Source organism: Streptomyces sp. NPDC048254, assembly GCF_043201895.1.
GTDB lineage: Bacteria > Actinomycetota > Actinomycetes > Streptomycetales > Streptomycetaceae > Streptomyces.
On sequence record NZ_JBICZJ010000019.1, the window covers coordinates 52,070 to 67,119 of the forward strand.

A 15,050-nucleotide genomic window follows, 5' to 3' on the forward strand; every position below is an offset into this window, starting at 1 on the left:
CCTTGCCGGCCTCCGCGAGGGGCTCGCCGGCGCCAACCGAGCGGCGTGCCGCGTAGGACCAGGTCAGAAGCCGTCCGGTTCCCCAAGCGCAGTCGCTTCCCAAGCTGAGAGCGCGAGTTCGATTCTCGTCACCCGCTCCAGTGTGAAACCCCCGGGTCAGTGGCCTGGGGTTTGTTGTTGTAGGCGTGATCAAGCCGCTGCCCGCCTGTACCGGGTGGCCCGCCCGTGCCTCTCACCTGCGGGAGCCTCCCCGTCTTTACCAAACCTTGGTAAGATCCGGCCACTTGTGCGAGGGTACGGACCCTCGTAGGGGAGGGAACATCACGTGGGCAGACACGCCCTGAGACGGGGCGGTCTGGCCGCCGCCGTCTCCTCGCTCGCGGTCGCCGTCGTGGCCGCGTCCGTCGTCCTGTCGGAGGGCGGCGGCTCCGCGGAAGCGACCGAGGCCGACACCGCCGCGATCACACTGGTCGACCCCGGCTCGACCACACCACGCACCGACCGCCCGTACGTCGCGGGCGACATCGGCTTCCTGCACCGGCAGACCGGCAGGACCGGACTGCTGTGGACCGACTACGCGACCGGCAGGACCGTCACCGTCGAGAACGCCGATGGCGTCTACACCCCGGGCACCGGCTGCACGTCCATCGGCTCCGAGTGCCGTAACGCCTGGTACGGCTCGGACGGCCACCTGGTCGCTCTGCCGGCCACGGCCAACGACGCGTACGCCACCCTGTGGGACCCGGCGACGGCCACCTCCAAGAAGGTGAGCTGGAACGGCTCCCTCCAGTACGGCCAGGGCTACTACCGGGCCCTCGCCGGCGACACGATCGTCACCACCAACTCCCTGATCGACAAGGTCGACGGCGAGTGGCGCACCCGCAAGGTCACCGGTGACTGGACGGGCCTGGGCAGCGAGGACGTCCTCGCGGCGGACTCCGCCGGTGTGCTCTGGTCGGTCGACTCCAGCACGATCGGCTACATCGACGTCGCCTCGGCCGTGAACACCCACGCGTTCACCGACGCCGCCTACGCCTCGCACTACGTGATGAGCGAGGACCGCATCGGCTGGTACGACGCCGCCACCGCCGAGCTGCACCTGAAGTCCCGCACCGACCTCACCGCCGCCGAGCAGGTCGTCACGCTGCCCGCCCACCCGGGCGCGCTCGACGGTGACCCGGTCCTGGTCGGCGACTGGCTGCTGCTGCCGCTGTCCTCCAGCGCGCTCGGCTCCCAGCTGCTCGCGGTCAATGTGGACGACCCCTCGGTGCAGCAGACCGTGCTGGCGAGCGCCGGCGAGTACACGCTGGCGGCGGGTGACGGCAGCGCGCTGGTCACCGGCGGCACCGACGCCACCGACTGGTGGGTACGGCGGGTCAGCCAGGCCGAGGACGGCACGCTGAAGCAGACGAAGGTCCAGCAGGCCCCGGCGGTGGAGAACGCCAAGACGGGCATCGCGCTCAGCCGCGGCAGCCTTCGGGTCGCCGAGGACGACCCGAAGGCCACCGCGGACACCACGTCCGTGCGCACCCTCACCACCGACGGCTCCGCCACGCTGACGGCGTCCGAGGCCACGGCGAGCCGCTCGATCTACGCCGCCCTCTGCCCGTACGAGGGCACCACGTGCTCGGCGCTGTGGGGGAACCTCAACGCCCGGGACGTCTACCTCGACGCGAACGGCGGCACCGACGAGGGCGAGGGCCTCGGCGACGACCGGCTGGTGGAGATCGGCGGCAACGACCTGGACTTCGGCGGCCAGGGCGGCCACATCGTCGACGTCTCCGACCGCTACGCCGTCTTCGACTCCGGCGGCGCCTCCCCGGCTCAGTATGTCGGCGAGTTTGGCCAGGGGCAGAAGCTGAAGCGGTCGGTGCGCGCCGCCGCCCTGAACGGCTCCACCCTGTGGAGCGCCGGCACCGTCGGCAAGCTGACCTCGTACAGCATCCCGCAGGAGAAGACGCTCACCACGGTGACCGTCCCGGGCCTGGCTTGCGTGCCGAGCGAACTCCAGGCGGCGGGGCGCTGGGTGTACTGGGCCTGCGGGACGGACTCGGCGGGTGTGTACGACACCAAGGCCGGTACGTCGAGGGCGGTCACCCCCGGCGACGTGCTGCTCGGCGACGGCTTCACCGTCCGCCACGACCACGGCACGGACACGCTGGTCCTCACCGAGGCGGCCACCGGCACCACCCGCACGATCGCCTCCGGCCTGGCCGACAAGGGCCTGACCGTGGACCGGCGTTACCGCTGGACGGTCGACGAGTACACCGGCCTGGTCGCCTGGTTCGACGACTACGAGCGCACCCACGTCACCACCACGGGTATCGCCCCGTCCGCCGTGACGGCGTTCGAGACGTCGGCCGGCAGCTATGTCGACCCGGGGATGCCCTTCGAGGGCGCCTGGGTGCTGTCCCGCCCGGTTACCTCCTGGTCGCTCACCTTCACCTCGGTCCAGAGCGGCGCGAACGGCAAGGCCACCCGCACGCTCACCGGCGGTGCGACCCCGGCCCGGGTGACGGCGAACTGGAACGGCAAGACGGCGAGCGGGAGTTACTTCCCCAACGGCCACTTCACCTGGACCCTGAAGGCGACCGGCCTCGGCACCGCCACGGCGAACACGGTGAGCAGCGGCGAGGGCTTCCTGCAGCGCGGAGCCGCGGTGCGCCGCGACTTCGTCAGCCCCGACGGCCCGGACGGCCGCGGCGACCTGCTCACCCTGAACTCCTCGGGCGGGCTGACCTTCCACAGCGGCACCGGGACGGGCAAGCTCGGCGACAAGTACACGGGCACCGGCTGGCCCACGACCGTCATGGCGATCCCCTTCGGTGACCTCAGCGGCGACCGCTGCAACGACGTCCTCGTCCGCTACAGCAGCGGCGCGCTGCGGCTGTACAAGCCGGGCTGCGGGGCGGCGGTCAAGCCGTCGACGTCGTACACGACCCTCGGGACCAGCGGCTGGACGCAGTACAACGCGCTCACCTCGCCCGGCGACGTGAGCGGTGACGGACGCCCTGACCTGATCGCGAGGAACTCGTCCACCGGAGCGGTCTACCTCTACAAGGGGACGAGCACCGGCAAGCTCGCCGCCCGCGTCAAGCTCTACGACAACTGGAAGGGCTACAAGAAGATCGTCGGCACCGGTGACATCACCGGCGACGGCAAGGCCGACCTCCTGGCCCAGGACACGTCCAACAACCTCTACCGCTACAACGGCAAGGGCGACGGCACGTTCGCGGCCCGGGTCAAGGTGCTGTCGAACTGGGGCGGCTCGTACAACGCGGTCGTCGGGGTCGGCGACATCACGGACGACGGCAGGCCCGACCTGGTCTCCCGCGACACCAGCGGCAACGTGTGGCGCACCAGCGGCGACGGAAAGGGCTCGTTCGGTGCGCGGGTGAAGATCGCGAGCGGCTGGAGCGGCTACAAGGCCCTTTCGTAGGCGCCGAGTTCGGCCCGCCAAAGGCGCCCGGTGACTTGATGTCACCGGGCGCCTTCGCACGTCCCGCGGTCGCCCTGCACGGGGAGGCCCCGGCGACTTCAACGGCGACGGCTACCGCAACGCGGTCCTGCGCACGCCCTGCGCGAACGTGTCCGGCAAGGAGGCCGCGGGTGCTGTCGTCGTCCTGTACGGCTCGGCTTCCGGACACCAGCCGCAAGACCATCACACAGGACACCCTCCGGGATCCCGGGCGCGTCGTTGATCTCCGGGTGGATCACCTCGACCAGCACGACGGCTGAGGGAAGCCGGCTCGTCCCAAGACGGGCGGCGCTGAGCGGGACCTTCTGATCGCGGACCTGCGGGCGAAGGATGCCATCCGGCAGGGAGAGGCGAAGGAGATCGCCCGGACGACTTCCCGGGGCCGGGCCGGACGGGGTCTCTACCGGCTGTTGCAGGCGGTGGCCCGTGCCGGCGGTCCGGCCCAAGTACCTGACGCAGATCACCGGGTTGCTGGGCATCAGGGTCGTGGAGGCGGCCGTGATTCCCTGGACGGCCCTCGTTCTTCGGTGTGCTCCGGAAGGGTGATGCCCGGCCTTCAGGGAGCATTTGCCCCGAGACTGCTTCCTTGCTTCCCACGGCTGCTCAAGCCGTCACGAAGTCGCCGTCACCGCATCCCTCGCTTGGTACGCACGTCGTGGGCACTGCGGAGGAGTCGCCTACGAGCACGGCGATCGAGCTCTGCCCGTCGGCTGCCTCCTGCACCCTCTGCCTGAGGAGATGGTCGTGGTCGCGCTCGATATAGGGGGTGAGAACCGGCAGTTCAGCCGCGGTTGGGGTCGTGCGGATGGTGGGGTGGACTTCCAGGGCAATCGGGTCGCGCAGGTCGCCGACAAGCTGTCCGTGCTCTGGAGGGCGGCTGCCTTCGCCTGAATCAGCGAGGAACTCCTCCATCGACCGTGTGCCGCTCCTCAAGACGGGCTTCGAGTCCTCGACGGGCGAACGGGGCGGCAACGCCTCCTGTACTTCCTTCGCCCCTTTCCACAAGTACCGCCACTGAACGCGCTGATGAGCCCACCAGGCCCGGTCGTCCTGGGTGTCCTGACCGCGGCCGGAGACGCGCAGCAGGAGGACTTGCAGGAACGCCCAAAGCGGCTCGAAGTGTCGAGGAACGCGAGGCCTGTTGAACCACTCACCGACCGTCTTCGCGCTGAGGCCGGCGACTTCAGCGGCTGCGGCCCGGCTGTACACGCCGCCATGGGCTCGTACCTGATCTTCGAGTCGATGCAGCTTCTGCTGGAGCAGCCCAGCTGACTTGTCGTCGGTGTTGCGTGGCATGCTCACGCATCCCCTGACGTTCGCCGAAGATCCGACCGGTCCGAGTCGGACATGCGACAAGTACCTTCTGAGCTGCGCGGACCGGGTGTGCGTCCGGATCGGTCCGAGATGGGTCGTGGCACAGCGCCCGTAGGCCCTTTTCTGCACCGAGGGCCTGCGTGTGGCGGGCGACGGCAGGAAGGAACACACGCGGGCACTGACTCGCGACACCGTGCGCGGGTCCTGGCCAGTGCCGCTGAGGTTGTCCGAGCCATTCGCGGTGAGCGGTAGCCCAAAGCAATTGGGCCCTTCCGGTCGGCGCCCGCTTCCAGGACTTCGCACCGCTCGTCAGCCGCCAAGAGAGGCTCCCCACCCCTCCGAATCGGAGGCGTGCCCATGGCGTGCTCTTAAGACCGGTCAGTCACGGTCGACAGCGGTGCGATCTCCCGCCGCCGAAGCATGCCGCTGACCTGCGGTTGCATGGCGCTTACCGGCGGCGTTCGGGTACGAGAGCCGTCAGCCCGCTGTTTCCTCGCACCGGTGCGGTCGACTTGCCGAGGAGGGCACTCCCGGCCTTCGCTTCACTCCGTTTCGGTCGGCGGAAGCTGCGGTCGGATCCTTCGCAACCCGGACATGATGTCGTACGGGTGTCTGCTGTCTGCGGGATTCCCGCCCCAGTTCGCGGCCGGAAGAGTCGCGCACCCCGTCATGAGCCGACCACGTCCACGATGACGTGCCCTGCCCGGCGGTCCGCGCGGAGCACTGCGCGGGCCGCCCTGAGGATCTCCTCGTCCATCTCCGGCCCGGAGGCCAGCACCTGGAGCAACCGGGTTCGCCACACATCGGGGTCCGTCTCGTGCGCGTTCAGCACCCGTATGCCGTATCCGCGCCCCACGTCGGCGTCGCCACCGGACAACCGTCGGCGGACCGCCTCCCTCAGCACGGCGTGGAGGTCGTGGACGACGCCTCGTGAGGTGTCGGTGAGTCCGGACGCCACCCCTGTGGCCAACGCGGTGGCCACCGACTCCACTTCGGTCACTCGGACCCCCTTCGGTTGTGCGGGTTGTTCGATGTCGTGTCCATCACCCTGGCTGGGGGTGCTGCAATTCTGATGAAATTCCGATGACGTGGGGGAGAGAGACTTCGGGGTGACAGCCCTGTGCGAGACAGCGGAGGCCGAGGAAGCACACGGCACAGCCGTCGAGCTAGGCCAGGAGGCCCTCGTCGTACACCGCGAGACCGGCCACCGACTCGGCGAGGCCCGCGCCCTCATGGCACTCGCCCGCGCCCACCGGAAGACCGATGGCGCCGCCGCCGGAATGATGAGGCGACAGGCGCGGGCCATCTTCTCGGACATCGGCGCGCCTGAGAAGGAGGTGGCGGACCTCGACCGGTGACGTCAAACCCCAGGTCGGCGACCTGGGGTTTGTGCTTTGTGCGTCGGTGTCGATCCTGACGTTTTTGCGTGTCATTTGACCCGCTATTGCACGGCTGTGACAGCGAGCGCACAGCGCTGTCACCCCCTGTGGGAAGACTTCTCTCAGCGCGAAGGGCGGCAAGCCGACGGACCGGTGTGGGTCCCGGGGACGGCAGGCGGTTCCCGCGACACTCTCATCGCAGTGCCACTCACATCCCTGGGGGAACCTCGATGTCCGCTCGTAACCGTCGGAACACCGCAGCCGTCACCACCGCAGGCGCCGCCGCCGCACTGCTCACCCTGTGCGGCACGGCCGCAACCGCGACGGCCGCCCCGTCGCACACGGTCACCGTGCCCAGGGGACTCACCATCAGCGACGGCACCCGCCACGTCCTGGTCAACGGCAAGTCGATCGACTTCGGCACCGTCGTCCGTGACCTGGCCTGGAACCCCAGCGGCAGCAAGGCCGCCTTCGTCGACGGGCACGGCGACCTCGTCGTCTCCAACCCCGACGGCAGCCACCGCGTCACCGTCGCCGCCAACCCGGGCGGGCAGACCTGGTCCCACCCCACCTGGCAGGTGACCGCCGCCGACCGGGCGAACCAGATCCCCGCGAAGAACAACCTCATCTTCTCGGCCAAGATCCACGGCCACACCGTCCTGGAGGGCGTCAAGGCCACCAGCAACCACGGCAAGCCGGCCAGGATCAGCCTGAACGGCGACCCGGGCGACGGCAACGTCCCCCAGACCGACAACACCTGGCCGAATGTCGGCGGCGGCTACGGCTCGGCCGTCTACGAGAACACCCACACCGGCGAGGTCTACATCCGCGACGACTACCTGCGGCAGCAGGGCGGCGCCCTGACCAAGGGCTCCGAGCCGGCTCTCTCCCCCGACAACGAGGAGGTCGTCTTCGTCCGCTCCGTCCACGGGCACGACCACCTCTTCGTCGAGGACTTCGGCGGCTCCACCCAGGTCGTCAAGGACGTCACCCCCAACGCCACCGCCGACTACACCGAGCCCACCTGGTCGCCCAACGGCAAGACCATCGCCTTCCGCGCCCCGACCGGTACGTACACCATCACGAAGACCGCCCACGGCTTCGGCAAGCCCGTCAAGGTCTCCAAGCACACCGGCCTGCCCGCCTACCGCGGCTGACCGCCACCCAACCGGCCGCCGGAACGAGCGAGTTCAGCCTGGAGCTCGGGCAGGTGCTGGTCGGCGGTGTCGTGCGGCAGGTACTCGACGACATCGAGGAAACGGAACAGGACCTGGGTCCTGGTGACGGCGAACTCGTAGTCGCCGTACCCCACCACGGCACCCATGTCCCCACGAACAGCGCCCCGGACGACATGCGCGGTCATGTCGTCCGGGCTCTGTGCCGTCAGCCCCCGCCGCGCGTTGGGGTGCGCCAGATACGGGCAGACCATCGAGGCGTAGAGCATGCACGCGCGGTGCCCCGGCGCCTCCAGGGTCGCCGCCATGTTGCGGTACGGCCGCCCGGCGGCAAGCGCCTCGCCGATCGCGGAACTCTCCGCGGCGCCGACCACCCGCCACACCGGACCCTTGGGGATCAGGGTGTTGCAGACGGAACACAGACGCTGTCGTGCGCACTCGGCACTGCACCCGTAGTCGGTGAGCGCGAACCGGGGCTCGTCGTCCTCCCACGGGGTGATGGCGGGTACGGGGTAGCCGCGGCTGTCACGAGGCCTGGCCTCGACGGCCGCCGGCATGGGCACGGAATCGAATCGCACACCCCATGGTGAACCAGATGGCCTCGCCACCGCGACGGTTGTCGGCGCCGGATACCAGGGGGGTCTTCGTACCGGCGGTCGGTGCTACCAGCAGCCCTCGACCGTCGCGGCGAGGCCGTCCAGGCCCTGGGTGACGGTGGCGGTGGGCGCTGTGCCGTTCTCGACGAACGCGAAGCTCTTCCAGCGGCCGTCCGCGCCCTTGGCGGCCCCGGCCAGGGCGGACACATCGCTCAATGTGCCGGTCTTGGCATCGACCTTTCCCACGGCGCAGGAGGCGGGTGCGGTGGTGAAACGGCCGTAGGAGGTGCTGAGGGTGCCGTCGACGCCCGCGACCGGCAGTCCCGCCAGGATCGGCCAGAGTTTGGCCTGGTGGTGGGTGTCGACGGCGAGGGCGGCGATGGCGGAGAGCGCGTCGGCGGTCATCCGGTCGCTGCGGGACAGGCCGCTGCCGTCGTACTCCTTCGACACGGAACCGGAGGTCACGGTCGCCGCCGGAGCCGACGGCACCGCGAGCATCGAGTGGACTCCGGACTCGGCCGGCTCCTACGGCCTCCAGGTCTACGCGACGACCCGCTCCGGCATCCAACTGATCCCCTACGCCTACACCTTCACCGTGGACTGACCCCTGACCGTGCCCGGCAGCGCGGTGGCCGGTTGGCTCGGGAGCGGGGTCGGGCCGGTCATCAGGAGTTCGATCAGGGCCAGCAACAGGTCGCGGCTTGCCGAGCGCTGCCGGAGGTCGCCCATGACGATGGGGGTGTGCGGGTCGAGGTCGAGTGCCTCACGGACCTCGGGCTCGGTGCGGTCCTGGCGGCCGTCGAAGCAGTTGACGCCGACGACGAACGGGATGCCGCGGCTCTCGAAGAAGTCGATCGACGCGAAACTGCTCTTCAGCCGCCGGGTGTCCACGAGGACGACGGCGCCGAGCGCCCCGTGCACCAGGTCGTTCCACATGAACCAGAAGCGCTCCTGGCCGGGTGTGCCGAACAGGTACAGCACGAGTTGCGCGTTCACGGTGATCCGGCCGAAGTCCAGGGCCACCGTCGTGGTGGCCTTCTGGTCCACCCCGTCGATGCCGTCCACGTCGACGCCCGCGACCGTCAGATGCTCCTCGGTGTTCAGGGACACGACCTCGCTCACGGCACCGACCATGGTGGTCTTGCCGACGCCGAATCCGCCCGCGACGAGTATCTTCACCGCCGCCGGAGCCTGGGCCGCGGTGGCGTGCGTCGCGTCCGTCCCGACCTGGTCGTCAGAGTCTGAGTAGGCCAGCTTTCACCGCCTGAAGGAGTGTCATGTCCAGTGCCTGGCCGTCCGCGACCGCCAGCGGTGCCCGGGCTGTCACCCTGCCGAGCGTGATCAGGTCGGAGACAAGGATCTTCGTCACCGCCACGGGCAGGTTCAGCCCGGCGGCGACTTCGGCGAGAGCCACCGGGGTGGCGGCACTGCTGGAGGATCAGCCTGTGTTCGGGTTGCAGGCCACGGTTCGAGGGCTCCTCACCGGGCGCGACGACGGTCGCGATCACGGTGACGAGGGTGAGGTCGTTCCGGGCCGAGGTCGTGCGCCCCTGGGTGATCGTGTACGGCCTGACAAAGCTCTGTTCCGCGTCCTCGTCATCCGGTGCCGCGTCCGCCCAGTGGCTCACCCACGACCTCCCCCACTCTCGGCGTCGCCGGAGCGGCGGGACGCCGGTCCCTCGGCATCGTCCGGCACCACACGGACCTCGGTGCCCAGGCGCTGCCCGACCTGCTGTACGAGGGTGTGCATCGCCACCGACATCACCTCGGCGTCCACCTCCTGGTCCGCCACGACCGCCAGGTGCGTGCCCCGGCCCGCGGAGCTGACGAAGAGCCAGAGGTCACGGAGCTCGATGATGACCTGGTGGACCGGGCCGCCGCCGAAGACCTCACCGACGCCGCGGGCCAGGCTCTGCTGGCCGGTGGCGATGGCGGTCAGGCGTTCCGCGTCGACCCGGTCGATACTGCTGGACTGGCTGACCACCAGGCCGTCGTCGGACAGCACGATGGCGTTCCTGGTACCCGGAACCTGGTCGACCAAGCGGTCGAGCAGCCAGTCGAGGTCGGAGTTGGTGGCAGTGGTTCGCAGAGTCATCGTCCGTCTTCCTTGCGGGCCCCGTCGTGGATCATTCGAATTAATCCCGGCGCTTCGGGTAACGGTGCATGCACGTACCGGGACGGGAGGGGCGGTCCGAGCGCACCGCGGCCGTCGGTGGGCTCGGAACGTCCGTGCGGCTGCTTCCCGTTACTTCCCGAATGCCTGGCGGAACTCGTCGACGGTCTCGTCCGTGGCCCCGTTCGCGCCGCACACCGGGACGACGCCGTTCTCGGCGGCCACGATGTAGCGCTCACCGTCCGAGAACGTCAGCGCCTCCGGCCGGCTCGCGTCGCTGTCGAGCACGACCGTCTTGGCGTCGCCGCCCTTCAGCCAGTAGTCGACGCGGAAGGTGACCGTGGCGCCCTTGATGGAGGTGACCGTTCCCACGAAGAGGGTCGGGTACCCGCGCAGGGTGTCGGGGCTGGGGGCCGCACACTTCTGGCCGCCGAAGCCGCTGTGGGTGGTGAGTGTCAGCGGGCCGGCCGAGGCCGGCTGCCCGTTGTCGTGGTTCGCCATGACTCCTCCGGCGATGCCGCCGCCGAGCAGAAGCAGACCGGCGGCCGCCGCGAGTCCGAGGAGCTGACGGCGGCTCCGTCGCGCGGCGGTCGGCGCGGGGACCGTACTGCCGTTAAGGAGCGCGGTGTCGGTGGTCAAGATGTCCTCCACAAGTCGGTCGATGTCGGGCAGCGGAGCATGTGGGGTCAGTGCCGGGTCCGCGGCCTTCAGCCGGGCCAGCAACTCGTCGTCGTTCACTGACCGCTCCTTCCTTCATCCCTCTTGTGTCCGGACGGTTCGTCATGCTTTCGCCGCAGCTGTTGGGCGAGCTTCTTCTTCGCCCGGTTCAGCCGGATGCTCACCGCGTTGGACGTCAGCCCGGTCGCCTCCGCGATCTGCCGGGGCGCCAGCCCCTCCCACGCCCACAACCGCACCACCTCGCGGTCCAGCGCCCCGAGGGCGGCGAGCGCGGCGTGCAGATCGCTGTGGTCGGCGGCGCCGGCCGGCTGCCGCTCCTGCGTCCGGATCAACCGCTCCAGCAGCCGGAGCCGGCGTCCGTCGGCGCGGCGGGCGTTCGCCAGGCAGCCCCGCGCCACCCCGTAGCACCACGGCAGCACGTCATCGGGGTCGGGCGGGGAGTCCGGCGCCGCCCCCAGGCCGGGGACGCCGTCAATGCGGCGCCACAGCACCAGCATCGCCTCCGCCAGGATGTCGTCGACCATGTCGGCGCTCGTCCGTCGCAGCAGATACCGGTGCAACGGTTCCACCACCACGTGCGCCAGTCCTTCGAAGCGCGCCCGCTGCCTCTGGCGCGACTCCTCTTCCGTCATGGATTCCACAGCCCGTCCTGTCCGGCACCGGCCGGATCCTTTCAGGCGAGGGCGCGGGCTCCTGTCCGAACCTTCAGGCGTCGAGCGCGGCGCGCGCGTAGAGCACGGCCTCCAACAGGGCGTCGACGTGTTCGTTCCGGGTGGTGTAGTTGTTCACCGCCACTCTCAGGTAGGGCTCGCCGTTCGGGTGGCAGACCGTGAGATGGAAGTCGCCACGTTCCACCACCGCGCGGTGCAGTTGCTCGGTGTACTCGGTGAGGTCCACGCCGTCCCGTTCGGGGAGCGCGCGGAAGCAGCAGATCGGGAGTACCGGGTCGGCCAGGAGTTCGAGACCGTCGGTGGCGCGTACCCGGTCGGCCAGGTGCCGGGCGACGTCCAGGTTGCCCAGCAACAGGTCCGCGTATCCCTCGCGGCCGAGGTGACGCATGGCCAGCCACAGTCCCAGCGACTTCCACGGCCGGGCGCCCTCCGGACCCAGGAACACGAAATCGGTGCGGGAGTCGTGGTTCCAGTAGTGCGCCTGGTCGGCGAAGCCGGCGGAGAGCCGACTCGCGTCGCGCACCAGCAGACACCCCAACCCGTACGGCACGAACATCCACTTGTGCGGGTCCAAGGTGACCGAGTCCGCCGACGCGAGTCCGGTGAACAGTTCCTGAGTGCGCGGAAGGTCGGCGAACACCGCCGCCGCGGCACCGTCGACGTGGAACCACATGCCGTGATCCGCCGCGACCTGTGCCAGGTCCGCCAGGGGGTCGATCGAACCGGTGGCCGTCGCCCCCGCCAGGCCGACGACCGCGACCGGCCGGTGCCCGGCGCGCACGTCGGCGCCGATCCGCTCCCGCAGCGCCGGGACAACGATCCGCCCCGCACGGTCGGTCGGTACGACGCGCAGCGCCGCCCGCCCCATGCCGAGGAAGTCCATCGCCCTGGAGATGGAGTAGTGCAGCTCGGACGAGACGTACACGGTGCCGCCGCCGGTGATCCCGTTCTCCCGCACCGTGTCGCCCAGCACGGCGTCCCGGGCCAGTTTCAACGCGGATATGTTGGCCATCGTCCCGCCCGAGGTGAAGATGCCGCCGGGGACGGTCGCGTTCGGGTAGCCGATGAAGTCCGCCACCCAGGACAGTGACTCCGTCTCCATGGCCGTGGCGGCCGGCCCCATCCGCCACGCCGCCGGGCTCTGGTTGAGCAGGGACGCGATGCTGTCGCCGAGGACGGCCACCGGCAGCGGCCGCGGGTGGAAGTAGCCGAAGTACTGCGGGTGGGCGCCGTTGAGATACCCGCGGTCAAGGACCGTCGAGGTGATCTCCGTCAACAGCTCCGGAAGCGGGGTACCACGCTCCGGAGCCGCTCCCGCATCCCGCGAGCGCTCGTAGAACGCCTTGTCGTCGCTGGTGACCGGCCGTGTCCACGGAGCGCGCTGGGTGTCGAGGAGAGCGTCGAGGTGGGGGCGTACGGCGGCGACGACGCGGTCCCAGTCCGTGAACGACTCGCGGGAGAACTCGGGCATCTCGGCCTTTCGGTCAGGGGGTGGGCGTCGGCTCGGTGGCGAAGTACTCGCCGGCCTCGCTGGTGAGTTGTGACCGGATGCGCCACAGTTCCGGGTAGAGGCGCTCGGTGGAGAGCTTCGCCAGCACGTGGATCGGAGTCCCGGCCACGCCCACCGCGTCGACGCCGACCATCCTCTCGACGACCTTCAGGTGGCGCGTGCGCCACAGCATGCAGGCGCTGTCGAGGTCGACGAGGCTCTCCGCGAGCTGGTAGAGGTCCTCGAACTCGGTATGGCGCGTGTAGACCTCGTGCAGCCCGACGGCCCGGCGTGCCATGAACGCGGTGAACTCCTCACCCAGCGCCCGGGCCTGTCTCCGGGTGCTCGACCATCCCGGCGAGAAGAACCCCGAGCCGTCCTCCAACCGGGTCCGGATCCTCTGGTACGACCACGGCGGGATGTGGTCCAGCGCGTCGAGCTGTCCCATGAGGTTCACCAGGTAGGAATGGACCCTGCGCAGGTGCCGGACGGCCGAGAGAACGGCATCGGAGCGCGTCGCGGAAACGGCGGACTCCATCTCGTACGCGATGAGCTTGAGCCACAGCTCCGACGACTGCTGCACGACGATGAAGATCATCTCGTCGGGGTCGACGCGCCCCTCCGCGTCCCGCTGCAGCCTGAGTAACTCATCGGTGTGCAGATAGCGTTCGTACGCCGTCGAAGTCCCGTCCCGCCGCACTGACATTCCGGTGACTCTCCGAATCGATTACGGACACGGCCATTCGTGCCGGGTGATGGATCATCAACCAGAGGAGTGTGGATCACGTGTGTGTCGGACGGACGGTCGATGTGATCGGCGCCGGTGAATACTCTATTTCCATTCGTCGAACTGACGTCCAGTGCCCGGTAACCGGTCCGGCCGGCGGTGCCACGGCGCTCCTCCACCCAGCGGCACGCCCAACGGCCCCTCGCTCACGGCTTGTTGAGGGGCACCTTGTCGGTCGAAGGGGGCGATCACGCGGTGGCCAGGTGACGCCCTCGCATCGGTGTGCCTCACCGATGTCGCTCATCGGAGGGGGTCTACGAGAAGAGCGGCGAGTCCCCGGAGGCCGGTTGGCTGCCGGGAGCGCGGGGCACGGCTGGTGCGGTGCGCCGTCCGGCGCCGGGATCGGCGTCATCGGCCTGGGGGCGTGCCCGGAAGCGGCCCCTGCCCAAGGCGCGCCGGGCCCGAGTGCCGCGTGCAGGGCGGCGCCGTCATCTCACGTCATGAAGGTCCGATGACCGCGGACAGCGAACTCGCCGGGTCCTTCGCGTGCCCGATCACCTCCGAGGAACACGGCAGCCGCCGGCTCCGAGGGTGGGAACAGAATTACCACCCGGGTACCGGCCGTTGCGCCATCCCCATCCGGGGCCGAGGCGGTGCGGCCGGATTGTTGGCCGTGTGTCCGCCCTCGGAGTCCCAGACCGACTCCACGGCCCGGTCGGTCTCGGACACCGTCCGCAGCCGCGCCGCCTCCTCCATCAACCGGCTCGCGGTCGACGTACCCAGGGGGTCGCTCGCGGCGGCCATCAGCCAGGCGGCCGAGACCGGGTCCGTCTCCGGCGGTATCACCAGCAGGTTCCACCGGCCCACGCGGTAGGAGAGCAGCAGCAGTTCGTGCGGGTCCTGCTCGGCCAGGAACCAGCCCACCTTCACCACGTGCCCGCCGACGGGCACCTTGCGAGGAACGACCGGCCAGTGGGTGGGATTCACCGTGACCCGGGTGATCCGCCCCCACAGCGGGTCCAGCACGGCGGTCAGGGTGGGGAGCTCCGCCCCGAGATCACGGGAGCGGGGCCACCATGCGCCGTCCAGGAGAGCCGACGTGGCGCCGGCGGGAGCCAGCGACAGGCGGAGCGGGGACGAAGAGGGAGCGGACGGCGACAACCGGTCTTCGAGTGTCGGCGAGAAGGAAATGGTCGCAGTCATGACGCGAACCCTGCCCCGGGCCGACCGCGATCGGTCCGGCCTATTTCAATCGCCGAAAACGACACGAGCGTGGTGGCCGGTGCGCGAAATATCCTCGGTAATGCCAGCGTACTCCTCGGACAAGCCGAACGGAGCGTCGCGTCGGCGCATGAACCGCACCCTTCCGCTCCTCCTCCGGACGGGCGCCTGGGGACGGGCCCGGTCCCAGGACGATCCCGCACGGTGGC

Annotated in this window: 16 protein-coding genes and 1 pseudogene; 4 read left to right on the forward strand and 13 right to left on the reverse strand. The window is 69.9% G+C overall.

The window, feature by feature from the left end; all coding sequences use genetic code 11:
* Positions 1–325 precede the first annotated feature (325 nt).
* Positions 326–3,439, forward strand: a complete 3,114-nt coding sequence (locus tag ACGFZQ_RS39600; RefSeq protein WP_393844475.1) for an FG-GAP repeat domain-containing protein — start codon at positions 326–328, stop codon at positions 3,437–3,439.
* A gap of 642 nt (positions 3,440–4,081) precedes the next feature.
* On the opposite strand, the gene ACGFZQ_RS39605 is transcribed toward ACGFZQ_RS39600, so the two are convergent.
* Complete coding sequence (locus tag ACGFZQ_RS39605; RefSeq protein WP_393844476.1) at positions 4,082–4,774, reverse strand: hypothetical protein; 693 nt, start codon at positions 4,772–4,774, stop codon at positions 4,082–4,084.
* Between the two features lie 685 nt (positions 4,775–5,459).
* Positions 5,460–5,792 (reverse strand): hypothetical protein, encoded by a 333-nt coding sequence (locus ACGFZQ_RS39610; RefSeq protein WP_393844477.1) that lies wholly within the window; start codon positions 5,790–5,792, stop codon positions 5,460–5,462.
* Between the two features lie 88 nt (positions 5,793–5,880).
* On the opposite strand from ACGFZQ_RS39610, the gene ACGFZQ_RS39615 reads away from it, so the two are divergent.
* Together ACGFZQ_RS39615 and ACGFZQ_RS39620 are read left to right on the forward strand one after the other, a co-directional pair.
* Complete coding sequence (locus ACGFZQ_RS39615) at positions 5,881–6,150, forward strand: hypothetical protein (protein WP_393844478.1); 270 nt, start codon at positions 5,881–5,883, stop codon at positions 6,148–6,150.
* Between the two features lie 251 nt (positions 6,151–6,401).
* Positions 6,402–7,328: a TolB family protein gene (locus tag ACGFZQ_RS39620; RefSeq protein ID WP_393844479.1), complete on the forward strand. Its 927-nt coding sequence runs from the start codon at positions 6,402–6,404 to the stop codon at positions 7,326–7,328.
* On the opposite strand, the gene ACGFZQ_RS39625 is transcribed toward ACGFZQ_RS39620, so the two are convergent.
* Complete coding sequence (locus ACGFZQ_RS39625; RefSeq protein WP_393844604.1) at positions 7,316–7,903, reverse strand: hypothetical protein; 588 nt, start codon at positions 7,901–7,903, stop codon at positions 7,316–7,318. The two genes, ACGFZQ_RS39620 and ACGFZQ_RS39625, sit on opposite strands and share 13 nt — an antisense overlap.
* A gap of 105 nt (positions 7,904–8,008) precedes the next feature.
* Positions 8,009–8,347: a D-alanyl-D-alanine carboxypeptidase gene (locus ACGFZQ_RS39630; protein WP_393844480.1), complete on the reverse strand. Its 339-nt coding sequence runs from the start codon at positions 8,345–8,347 to the stop codon at positions 8,009–8,011.
* Between ACGFZQ_RS39630 and ACGFZQ_RS39635 the strand changes: the two genes are divergently transcribed.
* Positions 8,322–8,546 (forward strand): hypothetical protein, encoded by a 225-nt coding sequence (locus ACGFZQ_RS39635; protein WP_393844481.1) that lies wholly within the window; start codon positions 8,322–8,324, stop codon positions 8,544–8,546. The genes ACGFZQ_RS39630 and ACGFZQ_RS39635 overlap by 26 nt on opposite strands.
* Here the strand turns inward: ACGFZQ_RS39635 and ACGFZQ_RS39640 are convergent.
* The 9 genes and pseudogenes from ACGFZQ_RS39640 to ACGFZQ_RS39680 form a co-directional block, all read right to left on the reverse strand.
* Positions 8,525–9,121, reverse strand: coding sequence for an ATP/GTP-binding protein (locus tag ACGFZQ_RS39640; RefSeq protein ID WP_393844482.1), 597 nt, complete (start codon positions 9,119–9,121; stop codon positions 8,525–8,527). The genes ACGFZQ_RS39635 and ACGFZQ_RS39640 overlap by 22 nt on opposite strands.
* 55 nt (positions 9,122–9,176) lie before the next feature.
* Positions 9,177–9,356 (reverse strand): DUF742 domain-containing protein, encoded by a 180-nt coding sequence (locus tag ACGFZQ_RS39645; RefSeq protein WP_393844483.1) that lies wholly within the window; start codon positions 9,354–9,356, stop codon positions 9,177–9,179.
* A 61-nt stretch (positions 9,357–9,417) separates the two neighbouring features.
* A pseudogene (locus ACGFZQ_RS39650) lies at positions 9,418–9,570 on the reverse strand (DUF742 domain-containing protein); the annotation flags it as partial.
* Positions 9,567–10,037 carry a roadblock/LC7 domain-containing protein gene (locus ACGFZQ_RS39655; RefSeq protein WP_393844484.1) on the reverse strand — a complete coding sequence of 157 codons (471 nt, stop codon included), beginning with the start codon at positions 10,035–10,037 and terminating at the stop codon, positions 9,567–9,569. The gene ACGFZQ_RS39655 and the pseudogene ACGFZQ_RS39650, both read right to left, overlap by 4 nt.
* A 150-nt stretch (positions 10,038–10,187) precedes the next feature.
* Complete coding sequence (locus ACGFZQ_RS39660) at positions 10,188–10,793, reverse strand: hypothetical protein (protein ID WP_393844485.1); 606 nt, start codon at positions 10,791–10,793, stop codon at positions 10,188–10,190.
* The gene (locus ACGFZQ_RS39665; protein ID WP_393844486.1) at positions 10,790–11,365 is read right to left on the reverse strand and encodes an RNA polymerase sigma factor; all 576 of its coding nucleotides are present in this window, start codon (positions 11,363–11,365) and stop codon (positions 10,790–10,792) included. The genes ACGFZQ_RS39660 and ACGFZQ_RS39665 overlap by 4 nt, the downstream gene beginning before the upstream one ends.
* A gap of 73 nt (positions 11,366–11,438) precedes the next feature.
* Entirely contained in the window at positions 11,439–12,875 is a 1,437-nt protein-coding gene (locus tag ACGFZQ_RS39670; RefSeq protein ID WP_393844487.1) for a pyridoxal phosphate-dependent decarboxylase family protein, read from the reverse strand.
* 13 nt (positions 12,876–12,888) lie between these two features.
* Positions 12,889–13,599, reverse strand: a complete 711-nt coding sequence (locus ACGFZQ_RS39675; RefSeq protein ID WP_393844488.1) for a tryptophan 2,3-dioxygenase family protein — start codon at positions 13,597–13,599, stop codon at positions 12,889–12,891.
* Positions 13,600–14,223: 624 nt separating this feature from the next.
* On the reverse strand, positions 14,224–14,823 hold the full coding sequence (locus ACGFZQ_RS39680) for a DUF5994 family protein (RefSeq protein ID WP_393844489.1): 600 nt from the start codon (positions 14,821–14,823) through the stop codon (positions 14,224–14,226).
* Positions 14,824–15,050: the final 227 nt, after the last annotated feature.

Coding starts and splice junctions, on each gene's coding strand:
- ACGFZQ_RS39665 (WP_393844486.1), bottom strand. CDS start 11,365: ATGACGGAAGAGGAGTCGCGCCAGAGGCAGCGGGCGCGCTTCGAAGGA.
- ACGFZQ_RS39625 (WP_393844604.1), bottom strand. CDS start 7,903: ATGCCGGCGGCCGTCGAGGCCAGGCCTCGTGACAGCCGCGGCTACCCC.
- ACGFZQ_RS39635 (WP_393844481.1), top strand. CDS start 8,322: ATGGCGGAGAGCGCGTCGGCGGTCATCCGGTCGCTGCGGGACAGGCCG.
- ACGFZQ_RS39630 (WP_393844480.1), bottom strand. CDS start 8,347: ATGACCGCCGACGCGCTCTCCGCCATCGCCGCCCTCGCCGTCGACACC.
- ACGFZQ_RS39620 (WP_393844479.1), top strand. CDS start 6,402: ATGTCCGCTCGTAACCGTCGGAACACCGCAGCCGTCACCACCGCAGGC.
- ACGFZQ_RS39670 (WP_393844487.1), bottom strand. CDS start 12,875: ATGCCCGAGTTCTCCCGCGAGTCGTTCACGGACTGGGACCGCGTCGTC.
- ACGFZQ_RS39605 (WP_393844476.1), bottom strand. CDS start 4,774: ATGCCACGCAACACCGACGACAAGTCAGCTGGGCTGCTCCAGCAGAAG.
- ACGFZQ_RS39680 (WP_393844489.1), bottom strand. CDS start 14,823: ATGACTGCGACCATTTCCTTCTCGCCGACACTCGAAGACCGGTTGTCG.
- ACGFZQ_RS39655 (WP_393844484.1), bottom strand. CDS start 10,037: ATGACTCTGCGAACCACTGCCACCAACTCCGACCTCGACTGGCTGCTC.
- ACGFZQ_RS39675 (WP_393844488.1), bottom strand. CDS start 13,599: ATGTCAGTGCGGCGGGACGGGACTTCGACGGCGTACGAACGCTATCTG.